Origin of the sequence: Clostridium collagenovorans DSM 3089, from assembly GCF_900130005.1 — a bacterium.
In the GTDB taxonomy this organism is placed as follows: domain Bacteria; phylum Bacillota; class Clostridia; order Clostridiales; family Clostridiaceae; genus Clostridium_D; species Clostridium_D collagenovorans.
Genome location: NZ_FQXP01000003.1, coordinates 653321 through 673521, shown reverse-complemented (window position 1 = coordinate 673521; position 20201 = coordinate 653321). Strand labels below are relative to the sequence as shown.

Here is a 20201-nt window from a genome sequence, read left to right as displayed (position 1 = left end):
TTTTACTCTTTTACTTTGCTTAAAATCTCTTTAAGCTCTTGCAATTCCTTTAATAACTCTAAATTCTTATTAGAAAATTCACTTTGCTGCTTTTGTAATTTTTCATAATTTTCTTCTTTTAAACTTAAAATTTCTTTGGTTTTTTCTAATTCCAATTTATCTTTCATAAAACTCATATTTTTTTCATGGCTATGTTTTAAATCAAACATTTCCTTTTCGAAAGTGGCCTTTATATTATTTAATTTATCCTTCAGAGATAAATTTTCTTCTTTGTAGTTATTTGATATCTCCTCTAATTGTGCTTTGTTTTCAAGAGTCTTACTAAGCTCTTTATTGATTTCAGTTATATTTTGTAGTTCATCAGTTTTATTTTTCAACTCTTCTTTTAAGTTAGCTACCTTATCTTCAAGCATAGTTTTAAATGAATTAAAGTTCCCTTGCAGCTCCTCTACACTTTCATTTCTCTTTTTTAACTCCTCTATATTCTTTTGAAGATCTAGTATAAAGCTAGAAAGCTCTTTATTCGTAGCTTTTTCCAACTCTAAAGCTTTAACTAAATTTTCTATTTCTGAATCTTTATCTGCTAAAGCCTTTTGAACTATTTGATTCTTTTCTTTATCAGATAGAGTCATTCTCTCAACTAAATTTACATATATATCCATCATTCTTTTTGTTATATGCTGTAGTTCTCCAACATCGCTTTGAATATCTAGCTTGGACTCATTAGTGGATTTATGTAACTCATAATTACTTATCAATATCTCCATAAAATCTTTATTATTTATTCCTAATTCCTTAGCTGTTTCTGCAAATTTTATTTTTGTATCCTCGTCTATCCTTACACTGAAAATAGTATCCGCCATTTATATCATCCTCTCTTAACATTTGTATAAACTCATTTAAGATAATTATACACTACAAGGATAACTACTTCCAACGTCAAATATGTGTAGCTCTCACTCTTTTTGTATATAAATTTCTTCTATCCTATCATTAACTAAATCCTCATGAATTTTGAAAGCTATTTTATTGTATTTATATTAATGGCATCTCTAAAATTCTTAAAACTTAACATAAAAGCTTCGATTAAATAATATACTCTCTAAATAGTATATTTAAGGTGATTTTTAAGTAAGTATAAAACTACCTTTATGCACCATAAAAAGCTCAGTTTACATACGTATACCTTGTATACATATGTAAACTTATATGTATACAAGTGTATTTATCATGTATTTATTTGTATACATATTCCTCGGCGTAATAAAATATTTTTACATAAAATGTATTCACTAGATATAACTCATATTATATCTAGTGATATATATAAAGAAAAATAATTAAATAGAAAACATAGATATAGGGCTATCAAAAAGAGGGAGCAATATACTTGTATGAGTGTATAGTATATATGAAATGTTCATAGAATTGAAAGAATACCTTATATTAATATATAATATAATTATAATATGATATTTAAACTTTATATTTCAAAAATTAAGATGTAGACAAGATATAAAAGTGCACATAAGATTGTATATAAGGGTTAAAAGCATAACTTTATTAGGGGGTGAGAAAAATTTTAAAGACATTTCTAATTTTAGGTGTAATATTTTTGATTCTGTATTATTTAATTGGAGTAAGAAAGAGTAAATGCTTAATAAACCTAGTTAATAAGTATTTCTTTAATAATAGTAAAAGCATCTATGATATTTCTTCAAAGTTTGGAAATATACTATTATTGTTATCGGTAAGTTGCTTCTTCTTAATTTTCTTGAAGTATTTAATGTATCTTATAGGAAAACTGTTATCTTTAGCAATTTTAGCTGTATTTGTATTTATTGTAGTTAAAATAATTATTAAAATATTAAATAAAGTAGTCTAAGATTGTTTATATAAAAAGACATAAGTAAAAGAGTAACATATCTCTAACTTATGTCTTTTATCATTATATTATATATTACTTAATTAACATCATACATATATAATACTTACTTCACATTATATATTATATAGGTATATTACTAACCCACAACTTTTAAATAGTATTTGACTCTTCAAATTACATAGGATTTGTTAAGATAATGAACTCTATTAATATATAGGCCTATATAAAGTTACTAAAAGACTTCTACAAAAAGAGGGAGCAATACTTATAAAATATCAATTAAATCTCCAGCATTGTTTTTAAGCTTGTCTACAGAGTGTATATATCTATTAGTAGTAGATAAGTTTTTATGAGCTGCGAAATCTCTTATTTTTTCCGCAGAGGCACCTTCCATAATTGCCATGGTTATGGCTGTATGTCTTGTTGAGTGAACCCTTAACTTTTTCTTAATCCCAGCTTCCTTTGTTACCTTATCTATGATCAAGTTCAAACTATTAGGATTTAACTTTTTATTATTTAAACCATTTGTAGAATGACCTAAAAACAAATATGAGTCTTCATCTTCATATAAATCACGATTACTTCTATGTATATACTCCACTATAAGTTCCTTAACTTTAGACTGAAGTTTTACAATATCTTGTTTCCCACCTTTACGTATTACATTAACAACATCAAATTCTCCATAAGTTTTAATATCTTTTATTTTTATATTTATTATTTCCGATTTTCTTAATGCTGTTGTAAGGGCTAAGGAGAGTATAGCTTTATTTCTAAGTCCTATTAAAGAATCAGTATCTATGCTATTTAAAAGCTTAATAACTTCATCTTTAGTTAAAAACTCTGTTTCTTTATTTACTATGGTAGGACGTTCTTCTTTTAAACTACTGAAAGGATTAAAAGATATAATTCCCCTACCCTCATAGTTTTTTGAAAACTTAAGTAACCACCCATAAAGAGAACTCAAAGATGATAGCTTTCTATTTATTGTTGCAGAGGAATACCCCTGTTCTTTTAAATACATTATATATGATTCAGCATGAAAAATATTAACCTTCCTTATATCTTCTAAGGATATTTCTTCAACATTCTCTACATTAAAAAAGTCTAATATATCCTTTTCATAGCTCTTAGATGTATTTTCACTTTTAGTTCTCTTAGAATTTAAAAAATGTCTTATAAAATGAGTTTGCCCTTGTTGTTTTATAGAATCTATATAAAATTTACTTCCTAAAACAACTTCTTTATTATCCATGGTATCTTGTCCTTTCTGTATATAAACACTTTCAAATGAATCTTTTTATATTTCTAAGATTGCAATAGGAAATTAACCTAACTTAATCTTATGATTTAAATGTTTAATTTTACTAAGTTTACTTATATAAAAGTATATCATATATGAAAGAACTATAGTTTCTTTATTTTACTTCAGTTTATTTTAAAACCGTATATTAATTTTAATTTTTACAGTACCACAGTAAAGAAGCTTTAAAGAAGCTTCTTAATTTATTAAAATAGGTATTTATAAACTTATTTAATAGGATTTTTCAATATAAAAAGAGGTTGACGCTATAAGAGTAATACTGCATATAATACTAAAGTTAATATAATATGCAATAGGATTCTTATAAAGGCATCAACCTCATATAATTCTTATTAAATAAAATTTAGTTTAATAATATTAGCTAAGTTTTTTTACAAAGCTTTCTATTCTATCAAGACCATTTTTTATGTTTTCCATAGATGTAGCATAAGATAATCTTATAAATTCATCTACTCCAAATGCTATTCCTGGGATAACAGCTACCTTTTCTTCTTCTAGTAAGATTCTTGATAAATCTAAAGAACCAGAAATTTTTTCACCCTTTAATTCTTTACCTAAAAGTTTAGAAATATTAATCATAACATAAAAAGCACCCTTTGGTTTAACACAAGATAAGTACTCAATAGTATTAATTTTATCAACCATAAAATCTCTTCTATTTTTAAATTCCTTTATCATAGCCTTAATTTCATCTTGACTTCCCTCTAAAGCTTCTACTGAAGCATATTGAGCAATAGAGTTTGGATTTGATGTAGTATGACTTTGAATATTAGACATAAGCTTAGTAATTTCTTCATTTGCAGCTGCATAGCCTATTCTCCACCCAGTCATAGCATAGGATTTAGACATACCATTGATAACTATAGTTCTATTATAAGCATCCTCTGAAAGTGATGCGATACTTGTATGTTCAACTTCCCCATATAATAATTTTTCATATATTTCATCAGAAATTATTACTAAGTCATGTTCCTTAGCAATTTCTGCAATAGCTCTTAATTCTTCCTCATTATAAACAGTTCCTGTTGGGTTATTAGGGCTATTTATAAGTATAGCCTTAGTTTTTTCACTTATAGTTGATTTTAATTCATTTAAATCATACTTAAATTCATTTTCTTCTTTAGTTTCAACAAATACTGGTACACCATCAGCAAGTTGTACTAACTCAGGATAACTAACCCAATATGGACTAGCTATAATCACTTCATCTCCTGGATTTAAAATAGCTTGAAAAGCATTTGCTAAACATTGCTTAGCACCTGTTGAAATAATAATTTGTGATGGCTTGTAATTTAATTTATTGTCTTCTTGTAATTTTTTAATTATAGCCTCTTTTAACTCTGCTATACCAGAAGCGGCAGTATATCTAGTTTTACCAGATTTAATTGCTTCAATGGCAGCATCTTGAATGTTGCAAGGCGTGTCAAAGTCTGGTTCTCCGGCACCAAAACCTATTACATCAATTCCCTCCGCTTTCATTTTTTTAGCCTTTGCTGTTATAGCTAAAGTTAATGATGCAGAAATTTTTTCAGCTTTTTTAGAATATATCATCTTTTGACCCCCGAATTTTTTATATAGTTTTGCATTCTACAAAGCACTATAGTAATTTAACGTTTAAAATCATAATATCATTTATTAATTTTAAAGTAAACATTTATAGCCAATTATAAAAACAATTTATTAACTTACTCAAGAATATAATTATGCTTTTTTATCATTTCTGTTAAGCACTCTAAATTTTTTCCAGATAATTCATAAACTATATACTGAGGATTTATTATATCTACAATTTTTTTTGCTTTTTTTAATGTAAAGTTTTTATGATTATCAATCTTAGATATATGAGAGTATACATTATAATACCTTTCTTCAAAAGTAGATTCAATATCATACCCATTTTTAAGTACATTTTTTACATATTCTCCTGAAAGATAAAAGTTAAAATGTATACCATAAATATACTTTTTATATTCTCCCAAAGCATCTATTTTTTCAATACAGTAATCTATAGCCTCTTCTTCGCTTTTTAAATTAGCATTAGTATTTATTAAGTGAGAGGTATCAAAAATAAATCCTCTATTAGAATAATTTACTGCTTCATAAAGTCTTTTTAGTTGATTTTTCTCTAAAAAATTTAGTCCTGGCCACCATAAATTTTCAAAAAGTAATTTGGGATTATGCTTATTAGGATCATCTACAAAAACCTCGTTAATAAGACTTATAGCAGCATCAATAATTTCTTCATTACTATATTTAAATTTATAATAATAACTTTCATCGATATTTACATGACTAACATGAAAAACCATATATTCAGCTTTTACTTCTCTTGTAAACTCTAATTCTCGTTTATATTGCTCTATTATAATATTTTTATCTAAAGAACCATAAAATTTTCTTATGTTATCTTCATTATCAAAGTCCTTTATTAAAGCGTCTTTATCTTCTTTCCAAAAATCAACCCAAAATGGGTAAAAACTAAGATGAACTCCTATAACCTGAGACTCATGAATTTCCCCTTCTATCCAAGGACTACAATGCAGTAATTCTATACCATCTAAATTTAAGTTTTTTAAATAATCCTTAAGTATATTACCATTCTTATTAAAACGTGATGTATCATACTCATGATTTGTTAAGTTAATTAGTTTAAGCATCTTCAATCATTCCTTTATTATATATTTCTCTTAAGTCAAAATGTAAAAATAAAACCTATTTTCTCTTAAAGAAAATAGGTTTTCGTTTTACTTAGTAAAGAAGTAATGGATTTTATCTTTACCATCTACAGTTTCATCAATATTTCTTTCATGTAATGTAGCGCCATAGTCAGCTACATGTGAATCTACAACTTGAGCATATGCTGTTTTACCTTCTTCTTTCCAGCCCATAAATATATATACATGAGAAGGTGTATCATCTATTTGATCCATATCCTTAGTAAAACATATATCCCCTGGTTTTAACTTACTTAAATCACTTTCTTCAGTAAATCCATTATTTCTTAAATAATCACGTAAGTCCTTTGTACTATAAGTATCTTCTGGTACACTATAGCCATTATTTCTTAATATTTGTGATATCATTATAGCTGATACCCCAGCTGATGATCCTTGGTTTAATTCAATTGCCTTATCTAAAGATGCTTGTCTGTTTTCCTCAGACTCTGCATACTCATAAAGCTTATAAAGTTCATTTTTATTATCTTGTGGTTTTTCTGGTGTAGAATTTTCTTTTTCTACTTTTTCCTCTGTGTTTTCTTTTTGTTCTTCGGAACTATTATCTTTTTTAGCAGTAGACTCATCTTTTTTATCTCCTGAAGATTTGTCTATTACAGTTGCTGTACCCTTATCAGCACTTGCTTCATTTGGAGATTCAGTATAAACATATATACCAATACCAACTGCAAAAACCAAAACAGAAACTAAGGAAACAAGCAATGCTTTATTACCTTTTTTCTCATTGATTTGATCCATTTTTCTCATTTCTTTTATGTATTTTTGTGCCTCTTCATCATTTCGAACATCTTTTGCTTTATCCAATTTTGAAAACTTATTCTTATCCATAAACATCACATCACTTTCTTAATTCATCATAAGTTAACATTTTTTTCGTTATACAATATAATTTTAAAACAAAATAATATATATTTCAACTAAATTGTGATTAACTTTTTATAAATTTACTTCAAGATATGGACATAATAGCTAAAAATGCTTTACTAATTATAAATTTTCATACTATTTTGCATCATTTAAAGCATTATTTACAGCTTCAATCACTCCATTACTAGATCCTGTAGCACCAGAGATAACATCTACATCTGTAGACCCCTCACTTATTACATTAGGGATAAGTTCATTGATTACATCTTGTAGAATCGATTTGCTTTCTTTATTTTCCTTAATTTCTATAGAAGATATCTTGCCAGCGCTTACAGTTACATTAACTTTTATATCTCCATTATAACCTTTTCCTGTTCCTACATAACTTCCATCCTTATATTTGGAAGATCTACAGGCTGTCAATGAAATTGATATTAATAAAAAACCTAAGCAATATGCTAATTTTTTCTTCATAATTATCCCCCCCACTTCTTAAATTTGCTTTGAAAGTTTATCTTTCTTAGATGTTTAAGTAAAAAACTAGATGTTATTCCATTGAAGATTCCTGTTCCTAAACTAAGAACTAATAATATAGGTAAATATAAAGCAATTTTAACGTTACTTATAACTAAAATTGATACAATAATTTGGCCTATATTATGAAAAATAGCACCAATTATACTCACTCCAATTAAGCTTATCTTATCCTCTCCTAGTTTATACATTAAAGTCATAGCAATTAAACTGAGAAGTCCTCCGCTTAAACTATATAATAAACTTGATAAGGTTCCACCAAAAAAAGTAGATAGTAATACTCTTAAAAGCACAACTTTTAATGTATCTTTAAACCCTAAAATACATATTGCAACAACAGTAATGATATTGGAAAGACCTAACTTAGCTCCTGGTGCTATGAAAGGCACGGGAATGAGCATCTCTACCATATATAATACCAAGGCTTGAGCTACTAATAAAGCTATAAAAGTATTTTTTTTAACTGAACTCATTATTACACCTACTTTTAAATCTTATTTAGATATATCATCTAAGGGACTTTCTTCTATACCTTTAATTTCAACGATTAATTTATGAGGGAGACAAACTAGGGTTTGTCCAACTTTATCTATAAACCCTGATTTTACACAAACTTCATCAGAGCAATTTGCATGTACTATAGATACTCCTCCATTTTCAACTTTAAAGGTATTTAAATGACTTTCATCCTTAACCTCAAAGTCCAATTTATAATTAGGATCAGTTATATCTATTGTCTTTATAAGTTTTCCATTTAAAGTTATTTCGATATATTTCTCCTTATAAGTTTTATTTTGAATACTATTGGTAATCATAAATCCAATACCAGAAACTATAAGTACTAATGTTATGATAATGTAATCCCATTTTTTCATCTTTGAGCACCAACTTTTTTATGTTTTATAATTTATTATATTTTTATTTATTCTTGTAGTAAAAATATTAAAATGATACACTTAATTAAGTATAATTATATTTTTCTATAAAATCAACATTATATTCTAGGAGGATAGCTAATGAAAAATAAATTTTTTATAAAATTTACAAGTTGTGTTTTACTTTTAGTTTTACTTTTTAATCTTGTAGGTTGTACTAAAAAAACTAAGAAACCTATAGAACGAACTGATTTTATGTTAGGTACAATTTGTTCTATTAAAATATATAATAAGTCAGATGAATCTATATTAGATAAAGGTTTTGATAAAATTAAAGATATTGAGAATAAGATGAGCTTAAATATTAAAGAAAGTGATATATATAAACTATATGAACTTTCAGGTAAAGAACCATTAAAAGTATCAGATGATACCTTTAAAGTTCTAAAAATGGGTAAAGAGTTTGGTGATATTTCAAATGGGCATTTTGATATAACAATAGGTCCTTTGTCAAAGTTATGGAATATAGGCACTCCAGAAGCAAAGGTTCCTTCAGAAGATGAACTAAAAGAAACTTTACCTTTAATAGACTATTCTAAATTAACCTTAGATGAAAAAAACAAAACTGCAAAACTTGAAAATGAGGGAATGATGGTTGATTTAGGAGGTATAGCAAAGGGCTATGCTGCAGATGAAGTAGCAAAGGTTCTTAAAGAAAATGGAGTAAAAAATGCAATAATAAATTTAGGCGGAAATGTTTTTACTCTTGGGAAAAACACTAATAATACAGAGTGGAATATAGGTATACAAAATCCCTTTGAAGGTAGAGGTGATGCTGTAGGATCTGTTAAGGTAGAAAATAAGTCCATTGTAACTTCTGGAATTTATGAAAGATATGTAGAAGAAAACGGAAAAAAATATCATCATATACTAAATCCTAAAACAGGTTATCCTTATGATAATGAAATTGCAGGGGTAACAATAATAACAGATGAATCAATTTTAGGCGATGCTTTATCAACTACAGTTTTCTCTTTAGGATTGCATGAAGGCTTAGATTTTATAAATAAGCGCAAAGACGCCGAGGCTATATTTATAACTAAGGATAATAAGATATATTTATCAAATGGCATAAAAGAAAACTTCAAATTACTAGATAATAGTTTTACTATAGAGAATTAAAAGGTTTATTAATATTTATTTTATATACTTTAAAGATATATTTAATAAAACTTTTATAACCCTTCTATATTTAAAGTCTACTATATATTAAATTATGTATAAATAATATCAGTGTAAAAGCTATATATTAAAACTTATACTTATGAAATCATTAATTTACAATAATAAAGACTACCAAGAATAGGTAGTCTTTATTATTATTTATTCAATATCTCGCTATCAACTAATTGTAAATTATAAGATCTAATTACATCTATTAAAGTCTTAGCATATATTTTTTGCCCTGATGCATCCTGTGCAGTACTATAGCCCGCATTCTCTAAAGCTTTAGCTTGACTAATATATGTATTAGCATCAAAAACTCCATGATATGTATATCTTTCATTTTCTCTTAAAAACTTAGCATGATCTTCTATAGATAAATTAACATTATCATATTTTCTAAATTTATCTTGAATAGCTTCATTATAAAACTCAGTAGTTTCAAAAGTTACAGTTTCACCAGTATAATTTTTCTCTGCTTTGATTCCAAAGAGATTATTAGCTTTTGTAGCTAAATTAGATTTGCCCCAGTCAGACTCTAATATAGCTTGAGCCATGGTGATAGATGGAAGTATTCCATACTTTTCGTAATTTTCACACGCACCTTGTTCAATTTTTTTAATAAAGCTCTTTTGCTCATCATTTAAAATAGAATTATTTTCTAAAGAAGCATGATTTTCTATTCCAGATAGATATCTAAATACTCTTTTTTTGATTTTGTTGCTTAGGTTAAGATTTTCGACTACTTCATTAAAACTTAAAACCTTCCATTTATCACTAGACTTATCGATAAACTTCTCAGCAGTTTCCTGAATCTTTTCGTTACTTATTCCTAAGAAACTATTATCATTTTCTGCAACGTTTATAGCTGCTACATAAATCCAATTTAGTTGAACTTTATCATCGGAAACCTTATCACAAAGATTTAAATAATTTCTATAATCTAATCCTTGTAGATTAACTTCCTCATACTTATTATAATAATATGATGTAAAATATACCCCAACTCCTATTATGATAATAGCACTAAACAAAGCAATAATTTTTTTCCACATATATTCACCTCCCCATTTTAATATAATATACCATATATATTATATAATTATATATATAAATCTCTTAAAATATTATTAACTTTAAAGTAAGTAGCAATAAAATACCTTCTACTCACTTTAAAGTTTTTCGTAATTCTGTATACATTATACTAATACTTCTTCATTAGACTCAGTTTTAAATAAGCCATTTGCACCTATAACTCTAATAAAGTATGCTAATATACTTATAAAATAAGCACCACTTATTTCATCATATGGTTTTAAGTTCTCCTGTGTTAAACCAACATTTCTTTTTAAAACCATTTGAGATCTTCGTTTTGAGGCAACATAAGAAAGAATAACTATTCCTAAAAAAGCTATAACAAATGCCATATATGTTACTTTAGCGGGGCCCATGTTAAAGTTGCACTTAAAGTTTTTATTTTTAATTTTCATTTTATCCAACTTGGAAGCAATGATAAGTAGCAAATAACCCATAATTATTACAACAGATCCTAAGATTTCAATATCAGCAAGTTTTAAGTCGGTTTCATCTATCTGCTTTTTACATTCCTCTATGAATTCATTTTGAAAGCAGCTTTCATAATAGTCACTATTCACCTAATTCACCACCTTATTATTATATTATTAATAAAGTAGTAAATTCGTGTTTATTTATTAAAAAAATAAAAAAACTATAGACTTACTTTAATCTATAGTTTAATAATCTATTGAGATATTCTTAATATGCCTAGAGATTCTTCAATGTAAGGTAAATGTTTTAAAATTTTACAAACATAATGTTCTTTTACTTCGTCCTTAGATCCAAGTTCATGTAATCCAACGCAAACTTCATCATCACATTGAATTCTGCACCACACTCCAACAAAATCTTGTTTATTTATAAAGGTAGTGTCATCATGATGTTTTATAACAAAGCCACCATCATATTTCTCAATTATATCTATATCTAACTCTTCATTATTATTTACTATATTCTGAACATCATCCCAAACTGTTTTAAAAGATATCATAATCATCACCTCCAAAAATCAACCCAAAATTAGTATAACATATTAGCTTAATATGTCAAATATAACTATAAATATACTTATATATAACTCTATTTTGTATATGATATACCATGTTTTAATAAACATATATATCATATAATGACCATTTTACACTGAAAAACATAATATATTTAATGTATATTTCAATGATTGCAATTCATAATATCTAGATTAAAATAAAAGTTTATTTAGATAATTAGGAGTTATATCCTTTTATTCTAATTATAAAATCATAAAAGACATTTAATCTATAAATAATAATATATCACTAGTATGCAGAATATATCCTACAACTTCCTTAGTAAATCATTATTGAAGCTTACTGAAATATCAAATTTTCTTTTTAATCCATCAGGAAATTGAACTTCTACAATATCATCATCTAATGAAGTTACATTGCCTTCACCAAAACTTTTATGACTAAGCTTATCATTTAACTTTAAAAATTGCTTATCCATAGCCTTTAAGTTTAACCCTAACTCCTTAATAAATCTTGAAGTTTCTCTCTTAGTTCCCTTTATATTTTGAGAGATGCATAAGCATAAATTCACCTCTGCTCTTGTTATTCCAACATAAAACAATCTTCTTTCTTCTTCTAAGTTTGTATCAACACTACTACTATGAGGCAAATAATCCTCGTTGCAATTAATTATGAATACATTCTTATATTCCATACCCTTTACCCCATGAATTGTACTTAAGATAACTGCATCCATGAAAATAGTACTTTTTTTACTGTTTTCTATTTCATTAGAATACTCCTCTATATGAGCTAAAAAGGTTATTATGGTTTTATAATCTTGAGCTGAGCTTTTAAATTCATCTATAATATCAATTAAATCCTGTAAATTTAATTTGTACTTTATTGCATATTCCCTTACATAGTCATAATATCCTAAATCACTTAAAATATGTTCTATGGCAGAAGATAAAGACATCTTATTTAAATTTATAATATCCTTTCTTATTTTATCTATATTTATAAGCTGATAAGGATGAAGATCCTCATTTTCTTTAAGTGCTTCAAAGCAGCTTCTTTTAACAACATCATTTTTAAGCTTATTAAGCATGGTCTTTCCAAAGTATCTAAAGGGTCTATTTATAATTCTAAGAAAAGATTCTTTATCACTTTCATCGATACTTAACTTTAAATAAGATATAATATCTTTACATATAAAGTGTTCAAAAAAGTTATACTCTTTATCCATAAGCCTAAAAGGTATTTTATTTTTTATAAATTGATCAATTAAACTTCTACTTTCTAAATTAGTTCTATATAAAATAGCAAAGTCAGAAAACTTAAAGCCATAATTGTTTCTATTATCATTTATTACTTTTATTATCTCTCTTGCTTGTATACCCTCATTTATAGAATTTACAACCTTTATTGGATTAACCACATTTTTAACTGCATTTATTTCTTTACTATTCCTCATTGAATTGTATTTAATTAAATTAATAGAGGCATTTACAATATTTAATGGGCATCTGTAATTATTAGATAAATATATCTTTTTACCATCCACAAAGTGCTTTTCAAAATCAACCATACAATCAGGTCTAGAGCCTCTAAATCCATAGATACATTGATCCTCATCACCAACTGCAAATATACTGTTATTTTTATTTAAAAGCTTAAGTATATTTATTTGCATCATATCAGAATCTTGAAACTCATCAACTAAGATGTACTTGAACATACTTCTATAGCCATTTAAAATTTCTGGATGTTTAATGAAAAGCTCCTTACATTTTATCTGTAAATCATCAAAATCAAAGAGATTATGTTCTTTTTTAAATTCCTCGTAAGTATTGTAACAAGATATAAATATCTCCTTATCTATTTCAGGGTTAAAGGCTTCTAACTCTATATCACTTGTTTTAAAAATAGAAATACAATTAAGTATCTCCTTTATCTTTTCATCTGAAACCTCATCAAAATATGAAGCTAATTGATTCTTTATTATTCTATATGAAATCATGGATTCTACTATTTGAAAATTTATATATCGCTTTAAAATTTTATAAAATAGTCCATGAAAAGTTCCAAAAAAAGGAGGGCGAATTTCTCCATTAGTAGCTCTAGTAAACCTTCTTTTCATATTCTCAGCAGCAGCCTTGGTAAAGGTTATTACTATTATATTACTTGCACATACATTTTTTTCTTTTATAAGAAAAATTATTCTATTTATTATGGTAGTTGTTTTACCTGAACCAGGTGCTGCTACAACTAATACATTTCTTAAATTAGTTTTTACAGCTTCTACTTGATATTTATCTAAACTATTAAAATTTAACAAATTTACATCCCTCTTTCCTTAGGTTTAAAAATTAAGTTCTTGCAAATACTGTACTATTATAACAAATTTTAAGCAATTCATCTTATAAATTTTATTATATAATTAAAACGTATTGTAATCTTTGACACATAGTATTAAAATTAATCTGAGTAAGAGTATATTTATAAATAAAATTCAGAGGAGATATTTATGACTTTTAATATAAAAAACGATAGAAATTTGACCATGTTAGTTGACTTCTACGAACTGACTATGGCAAATGGTTATTTAGATAATGAGGTTGGAAATAAAACTGTTTATTTCGACATGTTCTTTAGACGAATTCCTGATGGCGGTGGCTATTGTATAATGTCTGGTGTAGAACAAATGATAGAATATATAACTAATCTAAAGTTTTTCGAAGAAGACATAGAGTATTTAAGAGCACAAAATATGTTTTCAGAGGAATTCTTAGATTATTTGAAAAATTTCAAATTCAGTTGTGATATTTGGGCTGTTCCTGAAGGCACACCTGTTTTTCCAGGAGAACCATTAGTTATTGTTAAAGGGCCAGCAATTCAAGCACAATTTATCGAAACTATGATTTTACTTACAATAAATCATCAAACTCTTATTGCTACAAAAGCTAGTAGAATTTGCACAGCAGCTAAAGATAAACCTGTAATCGAATTAGGCTCTAGACGTGCCCAAGGATATGATGGAGCCATCTATGGAGCAAGAGCAGCTATCATAGGTGGATGTACTGCAACAGCTTGTACTTTATCAGCTGAAGTTTTTAATATACCTGCAGTTGGTACAATGGCTCATAGCTGGGTACAACTATATGATACTGAATATGATGCTTTTAAGGCATGGGCTAAAACCTATCCTGAAAATTGCATACTTTTAGTTGATACGTATAACGTATTAAAATCAGGTATACCAAATGCCATTAAGGTATTTAATGAAGTATTAAAACCACTTAATATAAGACCTAAAGGTGTAAGAATAGATAGTGGAGATATAACTTATTTAAGTAAAAAAGTTAGAAAGATGCTAGATGATGCTGGATATGAGGATGTTAAAATAACTATTTCTAACTCTTTAGATGAATATATAATAAAAAGCGTTCTTGATAATGGTGCTAAAATAGATAGTTTTGGAGTTGGTGAAAGACTTATAACTGCAAGATCTGAGCCTGTATTTGGAGGAGTATATAAATTAGTTGCTGTAGAAAATGAAGGTAAAATAATTCCTAAAATTAAGATAAGTGAAAATGCAGAAAAAATAACTAACCCAGGCTTTAAACAAGTATATAGAATTTTTGATAAGAATTCACATAAAGCTATTGCAGATTTAATTGCCTTAGGTGACGAAATAGTGGATGAAAATAAAAGCTTAACAATATTTAACCCTGTTTATACATGGAAACGTAAAAAGCTTCATAGATTTTATGTAAAGCCTCTATTATCTCCTATATTTGTAAAGGGAGAGTTAGTTTACGAAAATCCATCGACTTTAGAAATACGAGATTACTGCAAGGAGCAATTAGCAACTTTATGGCCTGAAGTACGTAGGTTAGAAAACCCACATACATATTATGTTGATTTATCTAAAAAGCTTTGGAACTTAAAAGAATCAATGCTTACTGAATTTGCAGATACTCTTGATAACGAGGAGTAATACAATGAATAAACCTAAAATTAAGATTTCAGAAAGCGCTTATAAAGAACTTTTAGATATTTTAAAAAAGAATCCAGAGTATACTCATCTTAAATTAAAACATTTAAATAAATGCTGTGGCACAAAAATTGAATTGGTTTTTGATGTTGATAATGAAGGTTTAATAGAAGATACAGTTGAAAATCTAAAGATACTATATAACCATTCATTTTCAGAAGAAATAAAAGAAGTAATTATATTATTTAAAGATTTTAACTTTATGATTAAAGCTACTCCATGGAATGAATCAAAGAAAAAATGTTCAGGTAAGTGTTGCAAACATTAGTATATAAGTACTATTTAAGGGAGGTATAAATTACCCCCCTTAAATTATTTCACATTATTGTATTTCAAGTTAAAAAACGAATCCTTATCTGTTGCTAATAGATCATATTTCTCTAAGTCAGGATCATTACATTTTGCAGAACTTTTTATTTGAGTAAAGGGGCATACTCCTTCATTATCAGAATAATTATAGAATTCACAATCCACAAAACATTGAACGTATTCTTCAGCGGTAGATAAAAATGGACATTTGGACATGATATGACACCCACCTTTTCTGTATTCTAAAAACATTATACCCTATTTTTAGCAATTTTTAAAGATTTTTTTACTTATTTTTTATATTTTTTACATATTAGTATAGAAACAACTAAATTTTCTTTTTACTTTTTGTATAATAATCAGATATTACTTGTTATAAAATATGTATAATGATATACTAGAAACTGTTCATTAAATAATTGGGAGTGGTATAAAAGTGAAAAAATTTAAAAAGTCTATTTTGGCTACTTTAATTTTGATTTTTACTGTTTCTTTGATACCTTTCAGAGTCTTAGCAGAGGATAATACAAGTATTACTCCTCCTGATTTATATGCTAAATCAGCACTTAGTATTGACTTAGAAACTAATGAGATTATCTACAGTAAAAACATGGATTCAAAAGCATATCCTGCATCAATAACAAAGCTTTTAACAGCTTTATTACTTGCAGAAAACAAGCAAAAAGGAGATCTTCTTAAGTATACTCAAAATGCTAAGAGCCAACCTCCATTTTCTTATGGTTTAAACGTACATCCTGTTAATGTAGGTGACGAAATCACTGCAGAGGACGCTATGGATGCTCTTTTATTATATTCAGGTAACGATATAGCTTACATGATAGCTGATAACGTTGGTGGATCCCCAGAGGAGTTTGCTAAATTAATGAATAAAAAAGCAAAAGAATTGAACATGAATAGTTCTAACTTTGTTACACCTAATGGTTTAGATGATAACACAGATGAACATTATTCTACTGCTGCAGACATTGCTAAATTAGTAAAAGCTGCTTATTCAAATCCTTGGGTAAAAGAATCTATGAGCAAAAAAGAAAGTGAAATTAGTTTCTTAAATGGTAATTCTGCATTACTTAAAAATAGAAACAAGCTAATTGGCACTGATGGATGCATAGGCGGTAAAACAGGTTACACTGCTAAAGCTGGTAAATGTTTAGCAGCGGCATATGAAAAAGATAACAGAAAGTTAGTAGGAGTTGTAATGAATTCTAAGGGAAGTACTGATGAGGACTTAGAGTACTTTGAAGATATGACAAAACTTATGAATTATAGTTACTCTGCTCAAGAAAAAAATGTGTTAAATAAGGATTCTGTTATAAAAACTGAAGAGGTTTCTTATAAAGTAATACCTTTTATAGGACCTACTAAAGTTATGCAAGTGCCTGTATCTTTAAAAGAAGATGTAAAGCTATTTAATACAGATATTGAATACAATCAAGAAGTTAATCTTGAAAACTTAAATCCTTGGAGCATTAAAGAAAATTCTCCTATAGGAAAATTAAAAGTTACTCAAGGTGATTATGTAAAAGAATATGATTTATATAGTAGTTTATCTAAAATGGATATAATCAAAGATAACATAATTGTATTTATTGCATTAATACTAGGAGTTGCACTAGTAGCTTTCATTCTATTTATTATTATTGTAAAAATAAAAAATAGAAGTAGAAGAAATAGAAAATATCGTTATTAAAAAATAGTGTCTTGAAATATATATTTCAAGACACTATTTTTATTTTATCTGCATTATATCTTCCGTTATTTCACATTGCTTAATAATAGAGTCTAAGGCTTTTAAGGATTCTTCTACCCTAATTTTGTTTTTGCCATTATCCATAGACTTTAAAGCACTTTGCAGATAACCTTTTGTTTGTATGAGACTATTACAGGCACAATGCAAATTAGATTTAACACTTTTACTCATAATGACACCTCTTTATAATATAATAAAATTAACTCTGCTATATAATAACTTGCTATAAAAATATAGTGAATTTATAAGTTTTATCTTATAAAATTTATTTTAAAGAAAGATTAGAAGCAACTTCCTTTATTAATATTATAGACTCCTATAGATACTTTTAAACTTAAAGTTTTTTAACTAGCTGACCTTTAACTCATGATATATTCCTTTATGATTGAAAAGCTTTCTTGATATCTCTTGGAATCTTTTCCTCTTACAATTAGAAGACTTATAGATATAAAACTCTAATAAATGACATAGCTCATGTTCAAAAACATATAATAGTGCCTCTAGTGAATCCTGAACTATAACCCCACATACTCTACTTTCGGCATTTTTCTCTTTGAAATTCAAGAAAAACCTAAGCCCAATTCGGATTTCATATTCTTCTTTTATGAGAGGGCCCTCTTTAGTCTTCATATATATTGTTTTACCTGCTACTTTGCTTAACTTTTTTGATACTGAAAAATTAGGAGAAATATTATTATTCACACAAAAGCTTTTGAAGAAAACTTCATCATATAATTTAAAAAGTATCTTAAGATCTAAAGGAACAATATTATTAAAATAATTATCATTAATATTTAAGGATTTTTCCTTAAACTTATCTTTCAAAATATTTCTATACATTAGAATCTCTTCTTCACTATAATTTATCACTTCTAAAAAATTCTTATCCATCCTTAACCCCTTCTTCTATGGTAATTTTAATGTTTTTATATACCAATACCCTCTTACATATAATATATTTCTATAGTTTTTTACATTAATTTATTTTGTATCTGATTTAGTCATCATGAAATTACTTTCTAAAAAAACTATATTAAGCTTAAAGCTATATACTAAATCTTTTTCTCTATGTAATGCTAGCCGCTCTATATGTTCTAATAAATAATCTTCATTATGCTTAGATATAACACTCATTGTGGAATCAATACAAAGATTATTAGAAATGTAGAACATTAGCTAGAATTTATAATTATTAATTCAAAAGACATCTACTATTATAGCAGATGTCTTAAATTAATTAATCTTTGTTTATATACTTTATAGGTAAAATTCTTTTTATAACGCCGCCAAGAACTGGTTCTTCAAATTCTTCATATAATACCAATGAAGTTTCTGTGCTAAGAATTCCTGTCTCTTTAGATATAGATTTAATCTTCTTCCTCATAGATTCCCTTATAGATTCTTCTTGATTCATAAACCTTTTTTCTAAAGAATCAATTCTCTTTTTATACCAAACCTTTTGTAATAAAAGTTCATTTTCAGCTAAAGAGAAGTTCCCTAAGGTAACCATTCTTTGGAATCTCTTCTCTTCAATAAAACCACTTACTCTAATGGTAGGTTCAACTTCACCTTTTATTTTTGCAAAAACCGTAAAAGGTTCGTTACCATACATATATTCAATTGTTCTAGGATAAGTCTTTTCTAATTGCATTTTACCCCAGTCAATATTTAAATCTTCTATTAAAGCTTTAGGTACTTCTGTTTCAGGTATTAGTCTTAAATAAATAAGAGAAGTGTCATCCTTTGAATTCTCAAAGATAACTCCAGATATTTCAGAGTCTTCTTCTTCTATTATATTTAAAACAAATTCATCATTTATATTAATTTTATCCTCGGATAAAGTTATTTTTGCAAGATTATCTTCTCTTTCAATATTTATTTTATGAGTTTTTGAGATAAAATCTGAGTAATTTAAAGTTTCTATTAATATATTCATAGAAGCATCACATAACTCTTCTTGCTCAATTTTAGTTAAAGCTGGCACTACAAGTCTTAGATTTCCTTTGCTATAAGCTAATTCTTCGATATATGATACAGAGATACTTAAATTTTCACCTGGAAGAATTTCACCTAAGCCAATTCTATATCCTTTATTCAAGATGTCTTCTATTACAAAAACTTCTTCATTATTTTTTTCACCATGCTCACATAATTTTAGAGCCTCAGCCTTATCCTCAACCTTTCCTACAATATGTCTTCCACCTAAATCAATTTCAATTCCAGAAAGTACAGAATCCTCAGGAACTGGAAAAGCGAAAAATCCATTTATATTTTCTTCTCCATCATTACTGTAACTCTGATGAATACTAAATTCAGCATATTCACCACATACATTCCCCGTAATCTTAACTTCATTTAAAACTATTCCATTTCTACTTCCTTCTTTTCCGTGTAAACCATAACCATTCATAGAATCCCTCCAACTTTAATATATATATATTTATATTAATTAATTTTTTTTATATTCTATACATAATTTACTTGTTGTTGCCTTTTAATTCTACATATAATTTACCCTTTCCTATGAAAAAATACTCTAAAGCCTTATATA

The 20201-nt window shown here is 26.9% G+C and carries 20 protein-coding genes; 4 read left to right on the top strand and 16 right to left on the bottom strand.

The features are described 5' to 3' along the window. Positions 1-2: 2 nt before the first annotated feature. The 8 genes from BUA48_RS03225 to BUA48_RS03190 all read right to left on the bottom strand — a co-directional run bounded on the left by BUA48_RS03225 (position 3) and on the right by BUA48_RS03190 (position 8223). Positions 3-863, bottom strand: a complete 861-nt coding sequence (locus BUA48_RS03225; RefSeq protein WP_072830010.1) for a hypothetical protein — start codon at positions 861-863, stop codon at positions 3-5. 1290 nt (positions 864-2153) lie between these two features. Further along, positions 2154-3143 (bottom strand): tyrosine-type recombinase/integrase, encoded by a 990-nt coding sequence (locus BUA48_RS03220; protein ID WP_072830009.1) that lies wholly within the window; start codon positions 3141-3143, stop codon positions 2154-2156. Positions 3144-3569: 426 nt separating this feature from the next. After that, complete coding sequence (locus BUA48_RS03215) at positions 3570-4763, bottom strand: pyridoxal phosphate-dependent aminotransferase (protein ID WP_072830008.1); 1194 nt, start codon at positions 4761-4763, stop codon at positions 3570-3572. A gap of 134 nt (positions 4764-4897) precedes the next feature. Continuing rightward, positions 4898-5869 (bottom strand): TIM barrel protein, encoded by a 972-nt coding sequence (locus BUA48_RS03210; protein ID WP_072830007.1) that lies wholly within the window; start codon positions 5867-5869, stop codon positions 4898-4900. A gap of 87 nt (positions 5870-5956) precedes the next feature. Next, the gene (locus BUA48_RS03205) at positions 5957-6775 is read right to left on the bottom strand and encodes a hypothetical protein (protein WP_072830006.1); all 819 of its coding nucleotides are present in this window, start codon (positions 6773-6775) and stop codon (positions 5957-5959) included. A 174-nt stretch (positions 6776-6949) separates the two neighbouring features. Then, entirely contained in the window at positions 6950-7288 is a 339-nt protein-coding gene (locus tag BUA48_RS03200) for an FMN-binding protein (protein WP_072830004.1), read from the bottom strand. A gap of 2 nt (positions 7289-7290) precedes the next feature. Further along, entirely contained in the window at positions 7291-7821 is a 531-nt protein-coding gene (locus BUA48_RS03195) for a Gx transporter family protein (RefSeq protein ID WP_072830002.1), read from the bottom strand. 21 nt (positions 7822-7842) lie between these two features. Further along, positions 7843-8223 carry a NusG domain II-containing protein gene (locus BUA48_RS03190; protein WP_072830000.1) on the bottom strand — a complete coding sequence of 127 codons (381 nt, stop codon included), beginning with the start codon at positions 8221-8223 and terminating at the stop codon, positions 7843-7845. 141 nt (positions 8224-8364) lie between these two features. Here BUA48_RS03190 and BUA48_RS03185 point away from each other — a divergent pair, with 141 nt between their 5' ends. Beyond that, complete coding sequence (locus BUA48_RS03185) at positions 8365-9405, top strand: FAD:protein FMN transferase (protein ID WP_072829998.1); 1041 nt, start codon at positions 8365-8367, stop codon at positions 9403-9405. A gap of 197 nt (positions 9406-9602) precedes the next feature. Here the strand turns inward: BUA48_RS03185 and BUA48_RS15895 are convergent, their stop codons facing one another. The 4 genes from BUA48_RS15895 to BUA48_RS03165 form a co-directional block, all read right to left on the bottom strand. After that, on the bottom strand, positions 9603-10502 hold the full coding sequence (locus BUA48_RS15895) for a glycoside hydrolase family 73 protein (RefSeq protein ID WP_072829996.1): 900 nt from the start codon (positions 10500-10502) through the stop codon (positions 9603-9605). 144 nt (positions 10503-10646) lie between these two features. After that, complete coding sequence (locus BUA48_RS03175) at positions 10647-11102, bottom strand: hypothetical protein (RefSeq protein WP_072829994.1); 456 nt, start codon at positions 11100-11102, stop codon at positions 10647-10649. Between the two features lie 107 nt (positions 11103-11209). Further along, positions 11210-11515 (bottom strand): hypothetical protein, encoded by a 306-nt coding sequence (locus tag BUA48_RS03170; protein ID WP_072829992.1) that lies wholly within the window; start codon positions 11513-11515, stop codon positions 11210-11212. A gap of 326 nt (positions 11516-11841) precedes the next feature. Beyond that, positions 11842-13854, bottom strand: a complete 2013-nt coding sequence (locus tag BUA48_RS03165) for an ATP-dependent helicase (RefSeq protein ID WP_072829990.1) — start codon at positions 13852-13854, stop codon at positions 11842-11844. Between the two features lie 189 nt (positions 13855-14043). Between BUA48_RS03165 and BUA48_RS03160 the strand changes: the two genes are divergently transcribed. Both BUA48_RS03160 and BUA48_RS03155 read left to right on the top strand, forming a co-directional pair. Next, a complete protein-coding gene (locus BUA48_RS03160) occupies positions 14044-15516 on the top strand; it encodes a nicotinate phosphoribosyltransferase (protein ID WP_072829988.1) in 1473 nt (490 codons plus the stop codon). 4 nt (positions 15517-15520) lie between these two features. Continuing rightward, the gene (locus tag BUA48_RS03155) at positions 15521-15841 is read left to right on the top strand and encodes a hypothetical protein (RefSeq protein ID WP_072829986.1); all 321 of its coding nucleotides are present in this window, start codon (positions 15521-15523) and stop codon (positions 15839-15841) included. A 44-nt stretch (positions 15842-15885) separates the two neighbouring features. Here BUA48_RS03155 and BUA48_RS03150 read toward each other — a convergent pair whose 3' ends face one another. Then, positions 15886-16098, bottom strand: a complete 213-nt coding sequence (locus tag BUA48_RS03150) for a hypothetical protein (protein WP_072829984.1) — start codon at positions 16096-16098, stop codon at positions 15886-15888. A 220-nt stretch (positions 16099-16318) separates the two neighbouring features. Here BUA48_RS03150 and BUA48_RS03145 point away from each other — a divergent pair, with 220 nt between their 5' ends. After that, positions 16319-17590: a D-alanyl-D-alanine carboxypeptidase family protein gene (locus BUA48_RS03145; protein WP_072829982.1), complete on the top strand. Its 1272-nt coding sequence runs from the start codon at positions 16319-16321 to the stop codon at positions 17588-17590. Positions 17591-17629: 39 nt separating this feature from the next. Here the strand turns inward: BUA48_RS03145 and BUA48_RS03140 are convergent, their stop codons facing one another. From BUA48_RS03140 to BUA48_RS03130, 3 genes are all read right to left on the bottom strand, one after another. After that, a complete protein-coding gene (locus tag BUA48_RS03140) occupies positions 17630-17821 on the bottom strand; it encodes a hypothetical protein (protein ID WP_072829980.1) in 192 nt (63 codons plus the stop codon). Positions 17822-17998: 177 nt separating this feature from the next. Next, positions 17999-18541: a SprT-like domain-containing protein gene (locus BUA48_RS03135; RefSeq protein WP_072829978.1), complete on the bottom strand. Its 543-nt coding sequence runs from the start codon at positions 18539-18541 to the stop codon at positions 17999-18001. A gap of 346 nt (positions 18542-18887) precedes the next feature. Continuing rightward, complete coding sequence (locus tag BUA48_RS03130) at positions 18888-20060, bottom strand: VIT domain-containing protein (RefSeq protein ID WP_072829976.1); 1173 nt, start codon at positions 20058-20060, stop codon at positions 18888-18890. Between the last annotated feature and the right edge of the window lie 141 nt (positions 20061-20201).